The sequence below is a fragment of the Roseovarius albus genome, from assembly GCF_900172335.1.
GTDB classification, from domain to species: domain Bacteria; phylum Pseudomonadota; class Alphaproteobacteria; order Rhodobacterales; family Rhodobacteraceae; genus Roseovarius; species Roseovarius albus.
On record NZ_FWFX01000025.1, the window covers coordinates 1 to 16,538 of the forward strand.

The 16,538-nt window shown below is 53.0% G+C and carries 15 protein-coding genes, 1 pseudogene and 1 riboswitch; of the genes and pseudogenes, 13 read left to right on the forward strand and 3 right to left on the reverse strand.

Annotated elements, in window-relative coordinates; all coding sequences use genetic code 11:
- Window positions 1-149: pseudogene (locus tag ROA7450_RS20860) on the forward strand (FAD-dependent thymidylate synthase); the annotation flags it as partial.
- A 211-nt stretch (window positions 150-360) separates the two neighbouring features.
- Window positions 361-930, forward strand: a complete 570-nt coding sequence (locus ROA7450_RS20365; RefSeq protein ID WP_085807818.1) for a transglutaminase-like cysteine peptidase — start codon at window positions 361-363, stop codon at window positions 928-930.
- Window positions 931-1,022: 92 nt separating this feature from the next.
- On the opposite strand, the gene ROA7450_RS21210 is transcribed toward ROA7450_RS20365, so the two are convergent.
- Window positions 1,023-1,868, reverse strand: a complete 846-nt coding sequence (locus ROA7450_RS21210) for a hypothetical protein (RefSeq protein WP_200812997.1) — start codon at window positions 1,866-1,868, stop codon at window positions 1,023-1,025.
- Window positions 1,869-2,327: 459 nt separating this feature from the next.
- Between ROA7450_RS21210 and ROA7450_RS20375 the strand changes: the two genes are divergently transcribed.
- From ROA7450_RS20375 to ROA7450_RS20395, 6 genes are all read left to right on the forward strand, one after another.
- On the forward strand, window positions 2,328-3,266 hold the full coding sequence (locus ROA7450_RS20375; protein WP_085807806.1) for a hydrogen peroxide-inducible genes activator: 939 nt from the start codon (window positions 2,328-2,330) through the stop codon (window positions 3,264-3,266).
- 232 nt (window positions 3,267-3,498) lie between these two features.
- Window positions 3,499-3,716, forward strand: a riboswitch (cobalamin riboswitch).
- Window positions 3,717-3,894: 178 nt separating this feature from the next.
- Window positions 3,895-4,071: a hypothetical protein gene (locus ROA7450_RS21090; RefSeq protein ID WP_159454120.1), complete on the forward strand. Its 177-nt coding sequence runs from the start codon at window positions 3,895-3,897 to the stop codon at window positions 4,069-4,071.
- A complete protein-coding gene (locus ROA7450_RS20380; RefSeq protein WP_085807807.1) occupies window positions 4,071-4,835 on the forward strand; it encodes a metal ABC transporter ATP-binding protein in 765 nt (254 codons plus the stop codon). Before ROA7450_RS21090 ends, ROA7450_RS20380 begins: the two co-directional genes overlap by 1 nt.
- Entirely contained in the window at window positions 4,828-5,742 is a 915-nt protein-coding gene (locus ROA7450_RS20385) for a metal ABC transporter permease (RefSeq protein WP_234999620.1), read from the forward strand. The genes ROA7450_RS20380 and ROA7450_RS20385 overlap by 8 nt, the downstream gene beginning before the upstream one ends.
- Complete coding sequence (locus ROA7450_RS20390; RefSeq protein ID WP_085807808.1) at window positions 5,739-6,635, forward strand: metal ABC transporter solute-binding protein, Zn/Mn family; 897 nt, start codon at window positions 5,739-5,741, stop codon at window positions 6,633-6,635. Before ROA7450_RS20385 ends, ROA7450_RS20390 begins: the two co-directional genes overlap by 4 nt.
- A gap of 154 nt (window positions 6,636-6,789) precedes the next feature.
- Window positions 6,790-7,455 carry a hypothetical protein gene (locus ROA7450_RS20395; RefSeq protein WP_143534553.1) on the forward strand — a complete coding sequence of 222 codons (666 nt, stop codon included), beginning with the start codon at window positions 6,790-6,792 and terminating at the stop codon, window positions 7,453-7,455.
- Between the two features lie 265 nt (window positions 7,456-7,720).
- Here the strand turns inward: ROA7450_RS20395 and ROA7450_RS20400 are convergent, their stop codons facing one another.
- Both ROA7450_RS20400 and ROA7450_RS20405 read right to left on the reverse strand, forming a co-directional pair.
- A complete protein-coding gene (locus ROA7450_RS20400) occupies window positions 7,721-8,170 on the reverse strand; it encodes a hypothetical protein (protein ID WP_085807810.1) in 450 nt (149 codons plus the stop codon).
- A gap of 56 nt (window positions 8,171-8,226) precedes the next feature.
- Window positions 8,227-9,147 carry a LysR family transcriptional regulator gene (locus ROA7450_RS20405; protein ID WP_159454121.1) on the reverse strand — a complete coding sequence of 307 codons (921 nt, stop codon included), beginning with the start codon at window positions 9,145-9,147 and terminating at the stop codon, window positions 8,227-8,229.
- 163 nt (window positions 9,148-9,310) lie between these two features.
- Between ROA7450_RS20405 and ROA7450_RS20410 the strand changes: the two genes are divergently transcribed.
- The 5 genes from ROA7450_RS20410 (at window position 9,311) to ROA7450_RS20435 (ending at window position 16,092) form a co-directional block, all read left to right on the forward strand.
- Window positions 9,311-10,348, forward strand: coding sequence for a C4-dicarboxylate TRAP transporter substrate-binding protein (locus ROA7450_RS20410; RefSeq protein ID WP_085807812.1), 1,038 nt, complete (start codon window positions 9,311-9,313; stop codon window positions 10,346-10,348).
- A gap of 269 nt (window positions 10,349-10,617) precedes the next feature.
- Window positions 10,618-11,181, forward strand: a complete 564-nt coding sequence (locus ROA7450_RS20415) for a TRAP transporter small permease (protein WP_085807813.1) — start codon at window positions 10,618-10,620, stop codon at window positions 11,179-11,181.
- Window positions 11,182-11,199: 18 nt separating this feature from the next.
- Entirely contained in the window at window positions 11,200-12,510 is a 1,311-nt protein-coding gene (locus ROA7450_RS20420; RefSeq protein ID WP_085807814.1) for a TRAP transporter large permease, read from the forward strand.
- 101 nt (window positions 12,511-12,611) lie between these two features.
- Entirely contained in the window at window positions 12,612-14,936 is a 2,325-nt protein-coding gene (locus tag ROA7450_RS20425) for a DUF1989 domain-containing protein (protein ID WP_085807815.1), read from the forward strand.
- 562 nt (window positions 14,937-15,498) lie between these two features.
- On the forward strand, window positions 15,499-16,092 hold the full coding sequence (locus ROA7450_RS20435; protein WP_143534554.1) for a hypothetical protein: 594 nt from the start codon (window positions 15,499-15,501) through the stop codon (window positions 16,090-16,092).
- The last annotated feature ends 446 nt before the right edge of the window (window positions 16,093-16,538 follow it).

The following is a 16,538-nucleotide window of genomic DNA, read 5'->3' on the forward strand; positions in this document are numbered from 1 at the left end:
TCGAGGATTACCGCATGGGCGGGGCCACACTGTCCTCGACCGCGCTCGACTGCGTCCGCCGGATGCTGAAAGGCGAGGCGGTCACACAGGAAGCCTCGGGCATGAGCAAAGGCGAATGGCGCGAGTTTCAAGGCGTGATTGAGGGGTGAAGGTGGTACGATAGTATCACAATACTGAGATCAAAGTGTCGCTGCGTGACAGAACCGCTCAAGGCGTGTTAAGCTTGTGCAGACTACGCATGCGGTGGGGGCGACTGTGTGATTGTGGAACATATGGGCGATGAATGAACAAATATTGAAGCAACCCTATACGGCGCGGATTTTCAAACTAGCTCGCCTCCAAACTATTTCCTTTTCAACGATGCTCTGCGTTTCGCTCGCTTTTGCGGGACTTGGTGGCGAAGCAAATGCGGGTGGAAACAACGGTTTGTTTCTTGCGCCTAAGCGTGCGAGCGTGGCCCCCGATGGATTTTCAGGTGTTTGTGCGCGCTATCCCTGGGCCTGTGCGCGAAGCAACAAATCACAGCTTTCATCCGAGGTAATCCTGAAGCTGGCCAAACGTGTGAACACACAGGTGAACCGACAGACAAAAGAAATCGAAGATCAGGACCAATACGGAAAAGAGGAATACTGGGCATTGCCCACAACACGCGGAGGCGATTGTGAAGACTTTGCCTTGTCCAAGAAAATGCGCCTGATGTCACATGGAGTTTCGTCAGATAGGTTGCTGATTGCGACGGTTCTTGATCGAGACCTGAACAGTCATGCTGTATTGGTTTTGCGGACAGATCGAGGGGATCTCGTTCTTGATAACCTGACCAGTAAGATTGTGTCGTGGCGCAGCACGGGGTACACGTTTTTGAAGCTGCAGAACCCGAAAGCAAAACATAAATGGCAGGCGGTGTTGGCCGGTGGTGTGATCAAGAATTGAAGTAGCCCGCTACGCTATTCGGACCATTCTCCTATTCAGTTAAGAGAGGGCGCCCGAATAAGGCGCCCTCCTTATTGACATTTGGGGAGAGGTTAGCCGCGGCCTCCTCCGTTGCCGTTGCCCCCGCCGCCATTTCCAGCGCCGCCGCCTTGGCCATTGTTGCCACCGCCATTGCCGGTTCCGGGACCACTACCGCCGTTGTTTCCGCCGCCGTTGCCCGAGTTGCCGCCATTGCCGTTGCCGTTGCCGGGGCCGCTTCCACCGTGGCCACCGCCGTGACCACCACCATGGCCACCGCCATGGCCGCCACCGTGACCACCGCCGTGACCACCACCATGGCCGCCACCGTGACCACCGCCGTGACCACCACCATGGCCACCGCCGTGACCACCGCCACCGGAACCACCGCCGCTACCGCCACCGGAACCACCGCCGCTGCCGCCACCGGAACCACCGCCGCTACCGCCACCGGAGCCGCCGCCGCTGCCGCCACCGGAACCACCGCCGCTACCGCCACCGGAGCCGCCGCCGCTACCGCCACCGGAGCCGCCGCCGCTACCGCCACCGGAACCACCGCCGCTACCGCCACCGGACCCACCGCCGCTGCCGCCACCGGATCCACCGCCGCTACCGCCACCGGAGCCGTCGTTGCCACCACCGGACCCATTACCTGGCCCGCCGCTGGAGCTTCCGCCACTGGTTGAACCTGTTGCAGAGGCTGTCAGGGACAGTGCGCTTTCCGGGCAATTGGTGAACATCTGTTGCAGAATTTTTTCGTAATCTGCACTTCTGGTGACTTTATTGATGACGCGATCGGGCACGGCTTCCAAGTTACACATATTGTATTGCTTGGCGTAGGATTGGCTGGGTGTTGCCGTATACAGAAGGGCAAGACCGGCAATCGCGACGCCAGATTTCAGGTAGGTCGTAGATTTCATAACTGACTCCTTGTCGAATTAAAGTTGCTTTGACGCAAGTGAGAACCGCCGTATTGCATTGGGCCAATACATGGATTGGCATCAGCGCTATCCGGGGTCGCACTTGTTTCGGGTACTGTCTGATCCGGTGTGTTTGACTATTGCCGTTGGTCTGGACTTATTAAGTAATGAGGCATCTCTTGCAGGCTGAAGCGGTGCTTCATACCCAGTGCAGATGCCGAAATGACCTGCCCGGCACCGGAGTGCAAAGTGCGAACGCGAGATCGCGTATGCGTTGGGCTGGTGGTCATTGACTTACTCCTCAAACATATTGGCTACTGTGGCATTGAATGCGTCAGCGGCTTGTTACGATTTACATATGAGGTGCGATGTCGATAATAATAATGGGAGAAATCTGGAAATACTGATAGATTTTATCTATCGTTGAATGGTGATCTGGACGTAACCAGAGGATAAGATATGACCACCAATAAGATTACTCTGAAACAACTTCGGTATCTTGTGGCCGTAGCGGATCAGAAGCATTTTCGACGTGCTGCTGAATTGTGCGATGTGAGCCAGCCATCATTGAGCGTTCAGATACAGAATCTTGAGGAGGAGCTTGGGGTGTTGCTGGTTGAGCGTGGGCGTGGCGAGGTACTTATGACACCAGCAGGGCGAGAGGTTGTGGACCGCGCACGTTCGGTCTTGGTTGACGTGCAGGGCATAGCGGATTTCGCAACCTATGCGCAGCAGGGTCTGACGGGTACGATTCGATTGGGAGTTCAGGCCACTTTAGGGCCTTATCTGCTTCCTCTAATTACGTCTGCATTGCATCGGGAACATCCGGACTTCAAGCTCTACATTCGAGAATGTGTGCCGAGTCGTTTGGAAAGTGAATTGGCGAACGGCATTCATGATGTAATTTTGGCCAAGTTACCCTTGAGAAGCAGCGATTTAGTGGCGACTCCGCTGTTTCGGGAGCCGATTTTATTAACCGTATCTCGAGATCATCCACTTGCTGTGCAAGAAGGCGTCTCAATCAAAGATCTCGAAAATCTACCGGTTCTGTCGCTGGCTCCAGATTTTCATTTGCACGATCAGGTGCATGCCCTTTGTGAAGAGTTTGGCGCCAACATTGTGCATGATTACGTTGGGACCAGCCTGGATGCCCTTCGCCAGATGGTGGCCATGGATATGGGCACGACATTTGTCCCAGCACTTTACGCGAAATCTGAAATCCCACCCGAGAGCGATGTCGTTGCCTTACCCCTTAAAGGACGTCGAGTGTTCCGTTCCATCGGGCTGGTCTGGCGTAAGGGAGCGGGCAGGGCGCAATCTTTCAGAGACCTGGCGCAATTCATTCAGGCCTGTGCGAAATCGGATTTTCCTGAGTTGGAACTGGTCGATGCCAAATAGCAGGCTCGAAAAACAGGTTCTACCGCAACCCACGTTTTCAGTGGTGCCAATGAACAAATGGCCCGAGAAGAGTGCGGAGCGGTATAAGGTGACTTAGAAGCTAAATGCTTTGCAAAATCAGACTGTTTAGCGGCTTGTATGCCATATCCCTGTTGCAACTTCATTTTTGAGAGAGTTGTCAAAAATATGGCGGGGCGGGCATTAATAAACATGGACAACTTAGATTGTGTATGTCAGAAAAACCTCCGATGGTGTTTGCGCTGCAAAGCGGCGCAGGCGTAAAAGGGAATACGGTGAGGTGTAGCCATTAGGCGCCTAGTCCGTAACTGCCCCCGCAACTGTGAGCGGTGAGCGACCCCGAGATGATCCACTGAGCCCCTGAGGGCACGGGAAGGATCGGGGGAGCTGAGATCCGCAAGTCAGGAGACCTACCATCGCAACCGTAATTCTAACCCGGGCGGGGTGTTCCGGATGGAGGCAACGATGTTCCAAGCGGCCTATGCCGAATCAAAATGCGTTCTCCTTTGCACCCCTCGTCAGAGGAGGTCGCGATGTGCTGGCTCAATTATAAGAAAAACAGCCTGAGAACGATTGAAAATAGAACTGTCGCAGTACAGGAGGGCACGCTATGAGCTCTGCTCCTGATGTTGTGCGCGCAGATCGGTCTGCCCTGTGGCAATCGGATGACGAGATCACCGTTGCCCGCCAAACCCCCTGCCTGACCGAGATGAGTGCCGTTGGCCTGATCGGCGGTGCGGCGGGACTTTCGGCACTCCTCTGGCTGGCGATTTTCGTTGTAATCTAATGACTAAAATTCTTGAGTTGCGTGATCTGGCGCTCGGCTATCCCGGTCGGACGCTTTGTCAAAACCTGTCTTTTGACATCGAATCCGGCACCACCTTGGCGGTGTTGGGGGCGAATGGCTCGGGCAAAAGTACCTTTGTGAAAATGCTGCTGGGCCTGTTGCCGCAGCTGTCTGGTGAGGCGCACTGGCCGCAAGGCCGTCCGCGTGAGGTGGGCTATCTGGCGCAGATGACCGAGTTTGACCGCCGCTTCCCCATTCGCGTGCGCGATCTGGCAGCGATGGGGGCCTGGCGCGGCTTTGGCCTGTGGGGCGGACTGGACAAGGCCGGTCGCAGGCGTGTCGCCGCGGCATTGGATGAGGCGGGCGTATGGGACATTGCGGATCAGCCATTGCACACCCTATCAGGCGGGCAGCTACAGCGCACATTGTTTGCGCGTGTGATCCTGCAGGACGCGCCGCTCATTCTGTTGGACGAGCCTTTTGCTGCCGTGGACCAAAGCACCGAGGCGCATCTTCTGACCATCATCGAGCGTTGGCGCGACGAGGGCCGGGCAGTGGTTCTGGTGATTCACGATTTGTCATCGGTTCTGGACCATTGCACTCACGCGCTGCTGCTGGGAGATGATACGGCAACTTATGGCATGGTCGATGATGTGCTGACGCCCGAGCGTCTGGTGGCGCAAAAATATATGTCGGAAAGTCAGGCCTCCTGGATGTTCCGCAAAGCCACGAACCCTGTGGCGGAGGAACTGGCCGATGTTTGATCTGATCAATGAAATGTGGGGCTTTGCCTTTATGCAACGCGCCTTTGTCGTCACCTCAGTACTGTCGGCGTCGGTTGCGCCGGTCGGAGCTTTTTTGGTCCTGCGGCGTTTGTCGCTGGCGGGTGAAGCGATGGCCCATGCCATTACGCCGGGCGTTGTCATCGGCTTTGTCACAGCGGGGCTGTCGGTGATGTCGCTGTTGATCGGCGGATTGATCGCCGGGGTCGGGGTTGCCATTCTGACCGCGCTTTTGGCACGCAAAACCATCCTGCGCAGTGATGCGAGCCTTGCCTCGCTCTACCTGATTGCACTCGCGTCTGGGATTTTTATCCTGTCAGCGGCGGGGTCTGCCGTACCATTGAAAAGCTTTCTGTTCGGGTCAATTCTTGGGATTGATGATGCATCGATGCTGTTGGTTGGCGGGGTTGCAACGATCACCTTGCTGACCTTCTCGGTCCTGCTGCGCCCTTTGATCGTTAGCACCTGTGATCCAGTGTTCTTTGAGTCGCAGTTCAAGCATCCGTGGATTATCGATCAGGGGTTCATGTTGCTGCTGGTCCTGAACCTGCTGGCTGCGTTCAAAACCCTTGGCACCCTGATGGCCGTGGGGCTGATGATTTTGCCCGCAACGGCCGCACGCTATTGGGCGGCGACCATCACTGGGCAGCTGATCTTGGGCTTTATCTTTGCGCTGCTGAGCTGCTGGATCGGCCTGACGCTATCGTATCTGTTCCCGGATACCCCATCCGGCCCGGCCATTGTGCTGGTCGCGGGCGGTATCTTCCTGATTTCCGTCATTTTCGCGCCACACGGCTTTGGCCGGAGGCTTAAAAAAACGTCCACCAAAGCATCGCTAGTGGACACTCAAACTTCTAAACAATCCACTCAAGAAACGAGGACTTCATGACTTTCTTAACCTCCCTACGCGCCGGGCTTGCCACGGCGTCCCTCTCTCTTTTTGCTCTGCCAGCTCTCGCGGGTGAAGACCTGAAAATCGTTGCCAGCTTTTCGATCCTGGGCGACATGGTTGAACAGGTTGTCGGCGATCATGCTGAGGTAACCACCATTGTGGGGCCAGACGCAGATGCGCACGTCTATCAGCCTTCTGTTGCGGATGCGAAGGCTGTTGCTGAGGCTGATATCGTTTTCGTCAATGGTCTGGGCTTTGAAACATGGTCTGACACTCTGATCGCGGAATCAGGTACCGAAGCATCGGTTCATGTCGCTACCAAAGGTGTCAAAGAGGTTAAAGTCGAAGGCGAAGTTGATCCACACGCTTGGAACTCTTTGCTCAACGGTATCGTATACGTACAAAATGTTGCGGACGTGATGGCCGAAGCTGATCCAGATCATGCAGATGTTTACGCCAAGAACGCAGAAGCCTACATTGCCGAGCTGAAAGCGTTAGACACTGAGACGCGCGAAAAACTGGCCGAGTTGCCAGCGGACCGCCGCACGGTTGTCACCGCACACGATGCGTTCGGTTATCTGGCCGACGCCTATGGCATGACCTTCCTGGCCCCGGTTGGCATCGACACTGAGGCAGAACCATCTGCGAAGGACTTGGCAGTTTTGATCGAGCAGTTGAAAAAAGATGGTGCTGCGGCCCTGTTCGTTGAAAACATCACGAGCCCTGCACTGATCAACCAGATCGCGGATGAAACTGGTATCGCCATCGGCGGACGCCTGTTCTCGGACGCTCTGTCCGAGCGTGGCGGCCCGGCCACTAGCTATCTGGCGATGTTCCAGCATAATCTGGGCGCACTGCTGACCGCACTGGAAAACAACTCGGCTAGCTAAGTGCTTTGGAGTGTTCAGGAAAGGCGCCATTGGGCGCCTTTTTTGATTCCGGGGACTCCGATCTGGTATTGGAAGCGATTTATCAACCGGAACCGTAGATGCCCTTCGCAGGGTTGTTTTTAAATCTATAGATGATTTATCTGTTTCAAAAATAATGAAAGACGAGAGAGATCACATGGGCGAGATGAGTAGACGCATTTTGATGGGAACAATGTTGTCGGCAATCGCTGTTGGGCCTGCCGCAGCGGAATCCCTGGCGGAGAAGATAGGCAACAGACAGATCCCTCGTGATGTCGCTGCAACGTTTAAAGTAACGACGGTCGATGTGAGCTGGGGAGATTTTGAAGCTGGGGAAGGTTCTTTGGATACCCAAAACTATGATCCTGTGTCCAACTATTTAAGTCTCAACGAACAGAGCCAATACATCGATTCAACGCAGTATTTTTCTCAGGGCATTTTGAGCGGCGCCAATATATCGGGTGTAACGCCGGTACACATCGATTTGCGTTTGAGAGGATTCGCTGGACAGAATCTGCTGGGTAAAAGTGGGCAATTCCTAGTATCGAATGTGCGCGTATTCGATTCGCTGACGAATGAACAGCTTGGCAGAACACGTTTGATCTTTGGAGGGGCGATTCAAACTTCAATCGTGACACTTGAGGACGTTCCAAAAGTTCGGATTGGTGAGCATGTCATTTCACGACCGGTCGATTCATCAGTGAGAATTGAAGGTCTGTCGTATGCTGTCGCGACAGAGTTGGCAGTTTTTTTGTATGGGCCGTCAGGGCTCAAACAGGGAGAAGAAAATTTCCAACCTTGAGGATCCACAAGACTGATTTCAGACAGGTGGTCGGTGTCTTTTAGAATGAACGAACCGATGCCAATGGGGCATAAGCGTGCACCAATCAGAAAGGGTTGCAGTATTTTATTAAAAATTATTCTATAAATACAATGCTTTAAACTTCCGTCAAAATTACGGCATACCATAAGCATGCACGCCGGAAGCATAAGCATGCATAAGCCAGATAAATAAAAGGCCCGCCAAATGGCGAGCCTGTTGCGTTCCAGAGGTGATTTCCTAGTAGCTATTGGTACAATTCATATAATCTTTGCGGGTCAAAGACTTCCAAGTAATTTGGTACTGTGAAAGGCGAGTATCTCTTAGGGTCGCCAGTTTTTAAAGCAAACTGCTCAGCAAAATCCTTCGTTTGTAATTGAGTCTTTCCATTCAGCTTTGCTTCAATCAAAACATCAATCAGCAGTTCAATGACAAGGCCCCACCGATGGTTGCAAGCATGGTCAAGACGAGCCAAGAAATCCGGTGTAACGAGATTATAAATGTTGATTTCAGCCGTATCGGAATAGGCAAAGAGAATGCCTGCGAGCTGTTCGGTGTCGCGGGTTAATTTGATCTTGTCGAAATGAAAAGGACTAACGAGTTTTCTGAGCTGCTCGTATGAACCAACATATTTTGACAGGGACCCGAAAGCGCATAATCCAATACAACGAACACTTATTGAATTCCTGAATTTCAAACAGAGCTTCAACCCGATGAGGGTATCTACATTGATCCGGCTAGAATTTGACTTTTCTATACGTTTAATTCGTCTGTGACTTTCTCAAAAGTGCTTACTTGACGAGCGAGATCGCTAATGATTGCTGGCAAGGGTGAAACTGCACGCTGCGGGTAAACAGCCCAAAATTCTAGCGGCTCCAAAGGAGGTTCGGGTTCCAAATCGATCAACTTTCCGCTTTCGATTTCACTTTGATAGATAAGCGGAGGGAGCATGCTGATCCCCAAACCCGATACGGTCAAAGCTGCCATCACTGAAAGCGAGTGGCATACATCACTTTTGCGGAATCGCGGCGTATCGTTTTGGAACCACATAAGAATATCTTTGTGCATGGTTGACCCATGGCCGTGGGTAATTATCGGTAATCCTTCAAAATCGGCTGGGGTAATGCGGTGTTTGGGAAGTCCTGATTGGGGCGCGGACATCCATGTGTAGGTTGTCGTCCCTAATGATTCTAGGGTAACTCCGTCAGGCTCAATGGGGCCTGAAACCAGCAGAAGCTCTAGATCGCCGCGCTCATACCTATTCCAGAGCGTTTGGGTTAGACCCACGTGGACCTCTAAAACCAAATTCGGAATTTTTTCGTTCACTAGTTCCACGAGTTGAGGCAGCCAAGACAAAGCGACAGTCTCATTGACCCCTATGCGTAACAAACCGCTTAGGCTTTCCTGTTTGGACAAGCGCTCCTGCAGTTCCGCCCCGATGGATAATATTTTTTCGGCACTGTCGACGGCTTCTTTACCTTTCGGAGTAAGGGCAGCACGCCGGCGACTTCGATCAAAGAGCATCACGCCTAGGCTTGCTTCGAGATCGCGAATTCTCTGCGATATTGCTGGTTGACTTGTATTCAGTTTGCGCGCCGCGGAAGCAAAACTACCCAGCTTAGCGACCCAATAAAGCGCTTCTAATTGGCGGTGATCTAAAGGGGACTTGGCCATGATTCTAAGTATCATACATAATAAATACTTATCAATAAATATAATAAATTGCCGAGTTTTATTATTAATCTGGCTTTGTTAGCGTGAGACTACAACACCAAAATTGCTGACTGAATGCAGTGCCGGTCACCAGCACAGTCTTCAAAAACAGGGAGAGTCATTCATGGATTTACTTGGATTTAAGCGCACCGGATTGGGGCTGGTCAGTGCTGCGGTACTGTGCGGCGGTCTTCTTGCTGCGCAACCCGTATTCGCGAAAACAACGCTGAAAGCTAACAGCCAGTGGCCCGAGGCACATTCCGGTTCTCAGGTTGATAAATGGTGGGCAGAAGAAATTGAAAAGCGCACCGATGGTGAGGTGGAAGTTCGGCTCTTCTTTAGTGGCGCTTTGGGTAAAGCCGGAGAGAATCTGGAGTTGATGCGCAGTGGTGCCATCGAAATTGCGATGATGTCACCGGGCTATTTTCCAGCTCAGCTTCCGATGCATGCTGCGCCGAACTCCATTCCGATGGCAATGGAGAGCGTCGGCCAGGCGACAGAGCTAATGGAGCGTCTGATGGATGAAGTTCCTGCGCTCAATGAAGAGGCCGAGGAGAACGGACTTAAGACGTTATTCTTTCACCACTTGAACCCTTACCTATTGGTCTGCAAGGAACCAGTGACTGATGTCCTTGGCATGGCGGGCAAAAAGTTTCGCACCTGGGGCGAGGCCCTGCCCAAAGCCGCAGAGGCCGTAGGGGCAACCCCGGTGACGCTTTTCCTTCCTGAAGTGTACGAAGGCCTTTCACGCGGCACGGTTGATTGCATCCCATTCTCTGTGGATCTGATCGTGAACTACAAGATTTATGAAGTCGCCAAACACGTTTCAGAAATCACTATTTGGGAGGGGCCGACTAATGCCACTTGGATTTCTCTGGACGCCTGGAATGAATTAAGCCCTGAGCATCAAGTAATCATCGAAGAAGTGTCACGTGAAGCCATGAGAAAGGATCGTGACGCAACTTTGGCGGCCGATGCAGGTGCGCGCGCAACGCTGGCTGAATTGGGTGTCACTTTCCACGAGTTTCCTGAAGAAGAAAGGCAGAAGTGGCGAGATGCAAACCCTGATTTCTTTGCCGATTTCATTGCGACAATGGATGAGAAAGGCAAAGGCGATGCTGCTCGCAAAATGATCTCGATCTGGGGCGAAGTTGTTCCATAGATCTCGGTTAGCTGACGCCCATTTTTCCAACAGAATGGGCGTCACATCATCACCACTATATTTGCCACGAAAACACTCGATCATACCCGCAAACGATTTGGGTTGAGCGCTTCTTGTAAACGATTCTGGAGTTGGCGGTAGGCGTCAAAGGTATTGACCAAGCGCCACTTCTCAGTCCCGCAAAGCCAGCTGTGACTTCGGGCACAAGGCGCTGCTCCGACGAGACGCAACAATCACTCACTTGCGGCAACCGTAATCAGGAGGCACTCATGTCGAACAGTGACAACAGGCACGTCAGCGAAACCGCGATAGCCCGAATGCTTCGAAATTTGCGGAGAGGGGCAGCGATCTTTGCCGGATTTGCGATGTTGGCAATGATGCTTACTGGGGCGCTTGATGTATTTGGCACCAACGCCCTTGCTTCACCAATCCCAGCGGCATTCGAGTTTATGGCGACAATGATGGTTATCGTTATTTTCTTTTCCATCGCGCTCGCTCAAGCCCAAAGAGCGCACATTCAGGTAACCGTGCTGACGGACCACTTACCCAAACCACTGCGCAAACTCACTGAAATTCTACAATATCTGTGTAATTTGACATTTTTTGCGCTGATCGCCTGGTTCGGATGGAAATCTGGCCTGAGGGGATACGAGGTTGGCGAATATGTATCCGGGGCAATTAATTTCCCGATCTGGCCCGCGCGTTTTGCCTTGGCGCTTGGGGCGTCGCTTATGGTTTTGCAGTGCGTCTATGATCTTTTTGCCTGCCTGACTGGCCGCAATGACGCCACCGAGACCGAACGCGCCGTCGAGCGCGAGTCGCAACTTCCGTAATTATGTCGAGGTAAAGCTATGGATCCGCTTACATTCGCAATTCTTGCCGCTGGATGCCTGTTCCTTTTCTTGGCTTTGGGTATTCCTGTAGGTGTGGCCATGGGCCTGGTTGGCATCGGTGGTATGCTGGTTGACCTTGGTCCCAATTTCGCATTTGGCCAATTACAAACTTTGCCCTTCGCAGTGGTCAACGACTACTCGTTGGCTGTCTTGCCCATGTTTGTGCTCATGGGGGTGCTGGCTGAGGCCTCGGGAGTGACTGCAGAGGTCTTCCGGGTAGCTGACCTATGGTTGCGCCGAATGAAGGGGGGGTTGTATCAGGCGGTGATTGTCGGGTCCGCAATCTTCGCTGCCATATCCGGATCGACAGCGGTCAATGCGGTTGTTTTTACCCGGATCGCGTTTCCTGAAATGATCAAATATGGTTACTCGCGCAGTCTGTCTTTGGGAGCAATCGCTGGCGCGGGCAGCTTTGCAGCCATGATTCCACCCTCGATCACCATGGTCATCTACGCAGTGATGACAGAGCAATCGGTTGGCCAGCTTTTGATGGCGGGGATCATTCCGGGCCTTGTAACTGCAGTGGTGTACCTGTCGGGCGTTCGGGTGCTGGTGAGCATTCGTCCGAGTTTGGCACCACCGATCACAGAAGCAGTTCCCATGCGGGAAAAAGTTCGAGCACTGCGGGGCATCTGGCCGATACCTGTTTTGCTTTTGCTGGTGCTTGGCGGGATCTATACCGGTACGTTCCCCCCGTCGGCCGCAGGCGCGGTGGGGGCGTTTGGAGCCTTCCTATACGCCTTTGCTCGCAAGCAGGGATTTAAGGGGTGGCTGGTTCCGGCACTGCAAGACGCGGCCTTTATCAGTTGCATCCTTTTCATTGTTTTGATCGGGGGTTTGTTGTTGTCGCGAATGCTCGTGGTGGTCGGTGTCATTGACGATATCGTGCTTCTGGTGACTTCTATTGCTGATACGCCAATCAAGTTCCTTCTCTTGGTGTCAATAATCTACATCGTGCTGGGATGTTTTCTTGACACGACATCCATGATGGTTGTGACACTGCCGTTTTTCTTTCCTGTCACGCAGGAACTGGGTATTGATCCGATCTGGTTTGGGATCGTGGTCACTAAGCTGATCGAAATCTCGGTCGTGACTCCCCCGGTCGGGCTCAACCTCTTCGCGGTGATGGGAGGAGTGAAGGGACAGGCCACATTCGCAGACATCTACAAAGGTGTGATCCCGTTTATCTTCTTCGACCTCATCGTTCTTGCGCTTCTTATCGTCTTGCCCGGTCTCGCGACATGGTTGCCACAGGCGATGATCCAATAAGGAAAGTACCCCGAAGGAATTACGTGAAAAATCGCTCCAGTCGAACGCCAATGGGAATCTGGCAGACATGCAAGCGCTAAACATTCGAAAGAAGTCGAGCAATGATATACGTTGATAAACCTGAGCCTTCAGTTCGTGAAACATACCGAGGACTGAAGACGCCGAACCGTCTGAGGTTGGACATTGAGTGGGGCAGCGCAGGGTATATTGAAGTACCTGCTGGCACAATCTTGTCCATCACCAATGTTGATGGCGGAGCGCAGGCTTGGATCACCGCTCTTACAGAGGATGAGCGAGTATTCTCCTTGTCTTCAATTGACGTGACGCAAGACCAAAGAGTTTCTTGGGACGATACGAAGTTCGACAGCCGCACGATGGAAGCCATGATCGCAAGCCGCGATGGCGACCTAGGGAATTCAACAGTCTATAGTATCTTCGATCCATCTTCCAACCCGGGTGAAGTGTTCATTACCCGGATGCTGAAGCCAGCAAAATTCTTTGTTATTTCCCCAATAGTCCGCGATTTTGTGTCGGTTGGTGGGGGGGGGCACTTTGCTGTTGAAGTAAAGCTCCCTGAAGATACATCCACAGACCTTTTGCTGCCAGAGCCGCTGGGAAAGGTCTGTGATGAATGGCGCATCAAACGTGGCACAGCCATGGCGTATGAGTTGAAGAAAGGCCAGTTTGTTCAAATCATCGATGTCGAAGGGCAGCAATGTTCGGACTTTATGGCGATGCGGTCTGCAAGCCTCGAGCAAGGCCTTGAGCGCTACATAGATTCCACAGTGTCCCGAACGATGGCGAGGAGTGCTTATCCTCTGCCGGGACTACACGATAAATTTTACGACCAAGACATCCACCCCCTCTTGGCAGTGCGGCAAGACACTGTCGGGCGCCACGATACTTTTGCATTAGCGTGCACCGCCCGAGGGTACGAAGACCGCGGCTTTCCGGGGCATATCAATTGCTCGGACAACATTTCACGTGCCTATAGCCCTTATGGGATTGCGCAAAGGGCGGCATGGCCTGCGATCAACTTCTTTTTCAACAGTTGGATGGAGGGGGGGCACGGTCATCTGTCGTCGGACGAGGCTTGGTCCCGCCCTGGAGACTACGTCATTATGAAAGCATTGAGCGATCTTGTTTGCGTCTCGACGGCATGCCCGGATGACGTAGATCCAATTAATGGGTGGAACCCGACCGATATTCACGTACGCATTTATGAAGAGGATACGACGATTTCACACTCTGTTTCATGGCGCGCGCAACCAGAAGACGCCGCCAGGCTGACTCGTCATTCAGCCTTTCACCCGCGCACCTCGAAACTGACCAACAAGTACACAGCGTCGCGTGATCTGTGGACACCCACACACTACGATGCCACGGGTGCCATTGAGGAATATTGGGCTTGCAAGAACGCGGCCACGCTTCAGGATATGTCGGGCCTGCGAAAGTTTGACATCGTTGGACCGGACGCGACCGAGCTTTTGCAACATTGCCTGACGCGAAATGTTGAAAAACTAGCCCAGCACCGGGGTTTCTACGCACTAATGTGTGATGAACGGGGTAGCGTGATGGATGATGGCACGCTCTTTTGCATCGAACCAACAACCTACCGCTGGTGCTGTGGTTCAGACAATTCTGCACTGCATTTGCGTGAAACGGCTGAGCGGCTTGGGTTGAACGCGCGGGTTCTCTCGTTGGGTCATCGGATGGTGAACCTTGCGCTACAGGGTCCTAAGTCGCGTGAAATCATGGCAAAATTCATTTACACGCAGCCCTCTCGCCCCGCGCTCGAAAACATCAAGTGGTTCGGCTTCACGGTGGCGCGGATCGGAGACAGCTCTGGACCGGCATTTTTGTTGTGCCGCACAGGGTTCACCGGGGAACTGGGGTATGAAATCTTTTGCGACCGGGACAATGCGATTGAGATTTGGGACGCGTTGATCGAGGCAGGTGAACCCCTTGGACTGACGCCCATGGGCGGTGTAGCACTCGATATGGTGCGCATCGAAGCGGGGCTAATGATCGCAGGGGCAGAATTCGGGCCGGATGTGGACGCGATGGAATCGGGTTTGGGGTTTGCGGTCGATTTCAAAAAGGACACGTTTATCGGAAAACAGGCTCTTATCAGAAATGCCCACGCAGTTCGGCGCACTCTCGTCGGTCTGAACTTCCGAAGCAAAGAGATGCCGTCACATGGCGATCCGGTATTTCTGGGCCGCGAGCAAGTCGGCGTGATTACCAGTGCAACGCATTCTCCGCAATTGGGTCATGCCATTGCGATGGCGCGCGTCGCAATTGAGAACGCTAGCGAAGGCATTTTGCTTGAAGTGGGTAAGCTGGACGGCCACATGAAACGCCTCTCTTGTGATGTTACTAGCTTGCCGTTTCTGGACCCAAAAAGAGAAAAAGCAAGGGCGTAACGAACGACCAAAGCCCCTTGAGTTTCCTTTGATTTATTATCAGTCATAGCTCTTGTTACCTACGAAGAGTGTAAGTGAATGTCGCGCGGGTACATTGCAGGCATCATAAGGAGCGTATCAATGCCTGACACCTCCGAGGTCGGCAATAAGCCCAAAGTGTTGAATGCTGCGGATCGCAGTAATGTCGGGTTTTCGGTGCCAACAAAAACGAGTGGTTGTCAAATGTGGCTGCCCCAGGAGACCGTGCCAGAAATTCTTCTGCGATTGTGGTTCCCGTGCGGCCAGTGCCAGATGCTGCAGTATTTCCTTGCCCAGAGTTTGGGTAGAACAGCCTGGCGCAGTGGGATTTACACAACTACATTGATTGTGCACAGTTGGTTCCGAGGTGAATGAATTGATATTTCGTCTATTGACCCTGTTCGCAATTGTTCTGTTCTCCGTTCCCGACAGGGCGTTTTCGCAGACATGCGAATTCGCTATCGCGCCCCAGATGTGCGACCCAGTCGTGCGGAACTCCGGCTTCTGGATTGGCGAGTGGCGCGGAGCAGAGATTTACTTTCGAATGGAATTTGATGGTAAATCCAAGGACCCGTCCAGAGATAAGGAGGGGACTTTGACGCTGTTCGAGCTGGGTGGCCGGCTCGGTTTTTCCGGTGGCGGTGCCTTCTCTGGCGAGGCAGAGTTATCCAATATGGGCGAGGGTCGCATAGATCCGCTCGATCCTCGGTGGGACTGGCTGGAGCACAAATCCGCGCTTGAATTCATAGATAATGAGGGTTTTTATAACGAGCTCATTCCCGGAGCCGAGTTGTATCGGTGCCCGCACACCAGTTGGCCGCGTTGGACCGGTAGTTTTATGACCCCGGACGGAATAGATATGAACCTGACGCTATTTGGTATCAATCCCCAGATTATGATCGGTCGGATATACTATAAAGGCGACTTCCGCGGCACGCGCGTGTTGATTGACAGCCGCTTCGGCATAGTACGAGATGACGTTGATACGGCTGGTTGGGGCCGTCTCACTGAACCCCACAGTTTCGGATCACATTGCTACCGTTGCACAAATTTTGAAGGTAAAATTTTCTCCCCGGAAGTCGTGACAGAAACTGACAGCGGACATATCTATGGCGTCGTAGAAAACTGCTCTGGCTAACAGTCTTTGCTTCATTCCTTTTAGCAGACTTTCGGCGCGATTCTGGCAGCGGCATCTGTGTCCGCTACTCAACTTTTGCTCCTATGAAAATGCTGCACTCTGCACGAATGTCTGCAATGCTGGCAGCGATTGCAGAAACTTGACGGTCGGGCAAAGGTCCGCAATGGGCCGTCCTTGCTGGTGATGGTGCGCCTGTGATGTGCACATGCTGCGACCGACATAATGGCGGCAGCGAGCCCAAACTACTGGATGCTGCAACCTGTACGAGAGGCTGCAAAGCGCTGATTGCTAGACAATAGCGTTCGCATGGTCGGCCCAGAGCATGCGTAATTGGGCTGCCTCTGTTTTGAGGTCGAGCTCCCGATAGGATCACAGGATAGCTGTGAACAAGGGAGATAGATGATGGATTACTTTGTTGGACTGGATGTGTCGCTGCGGTCATGTGC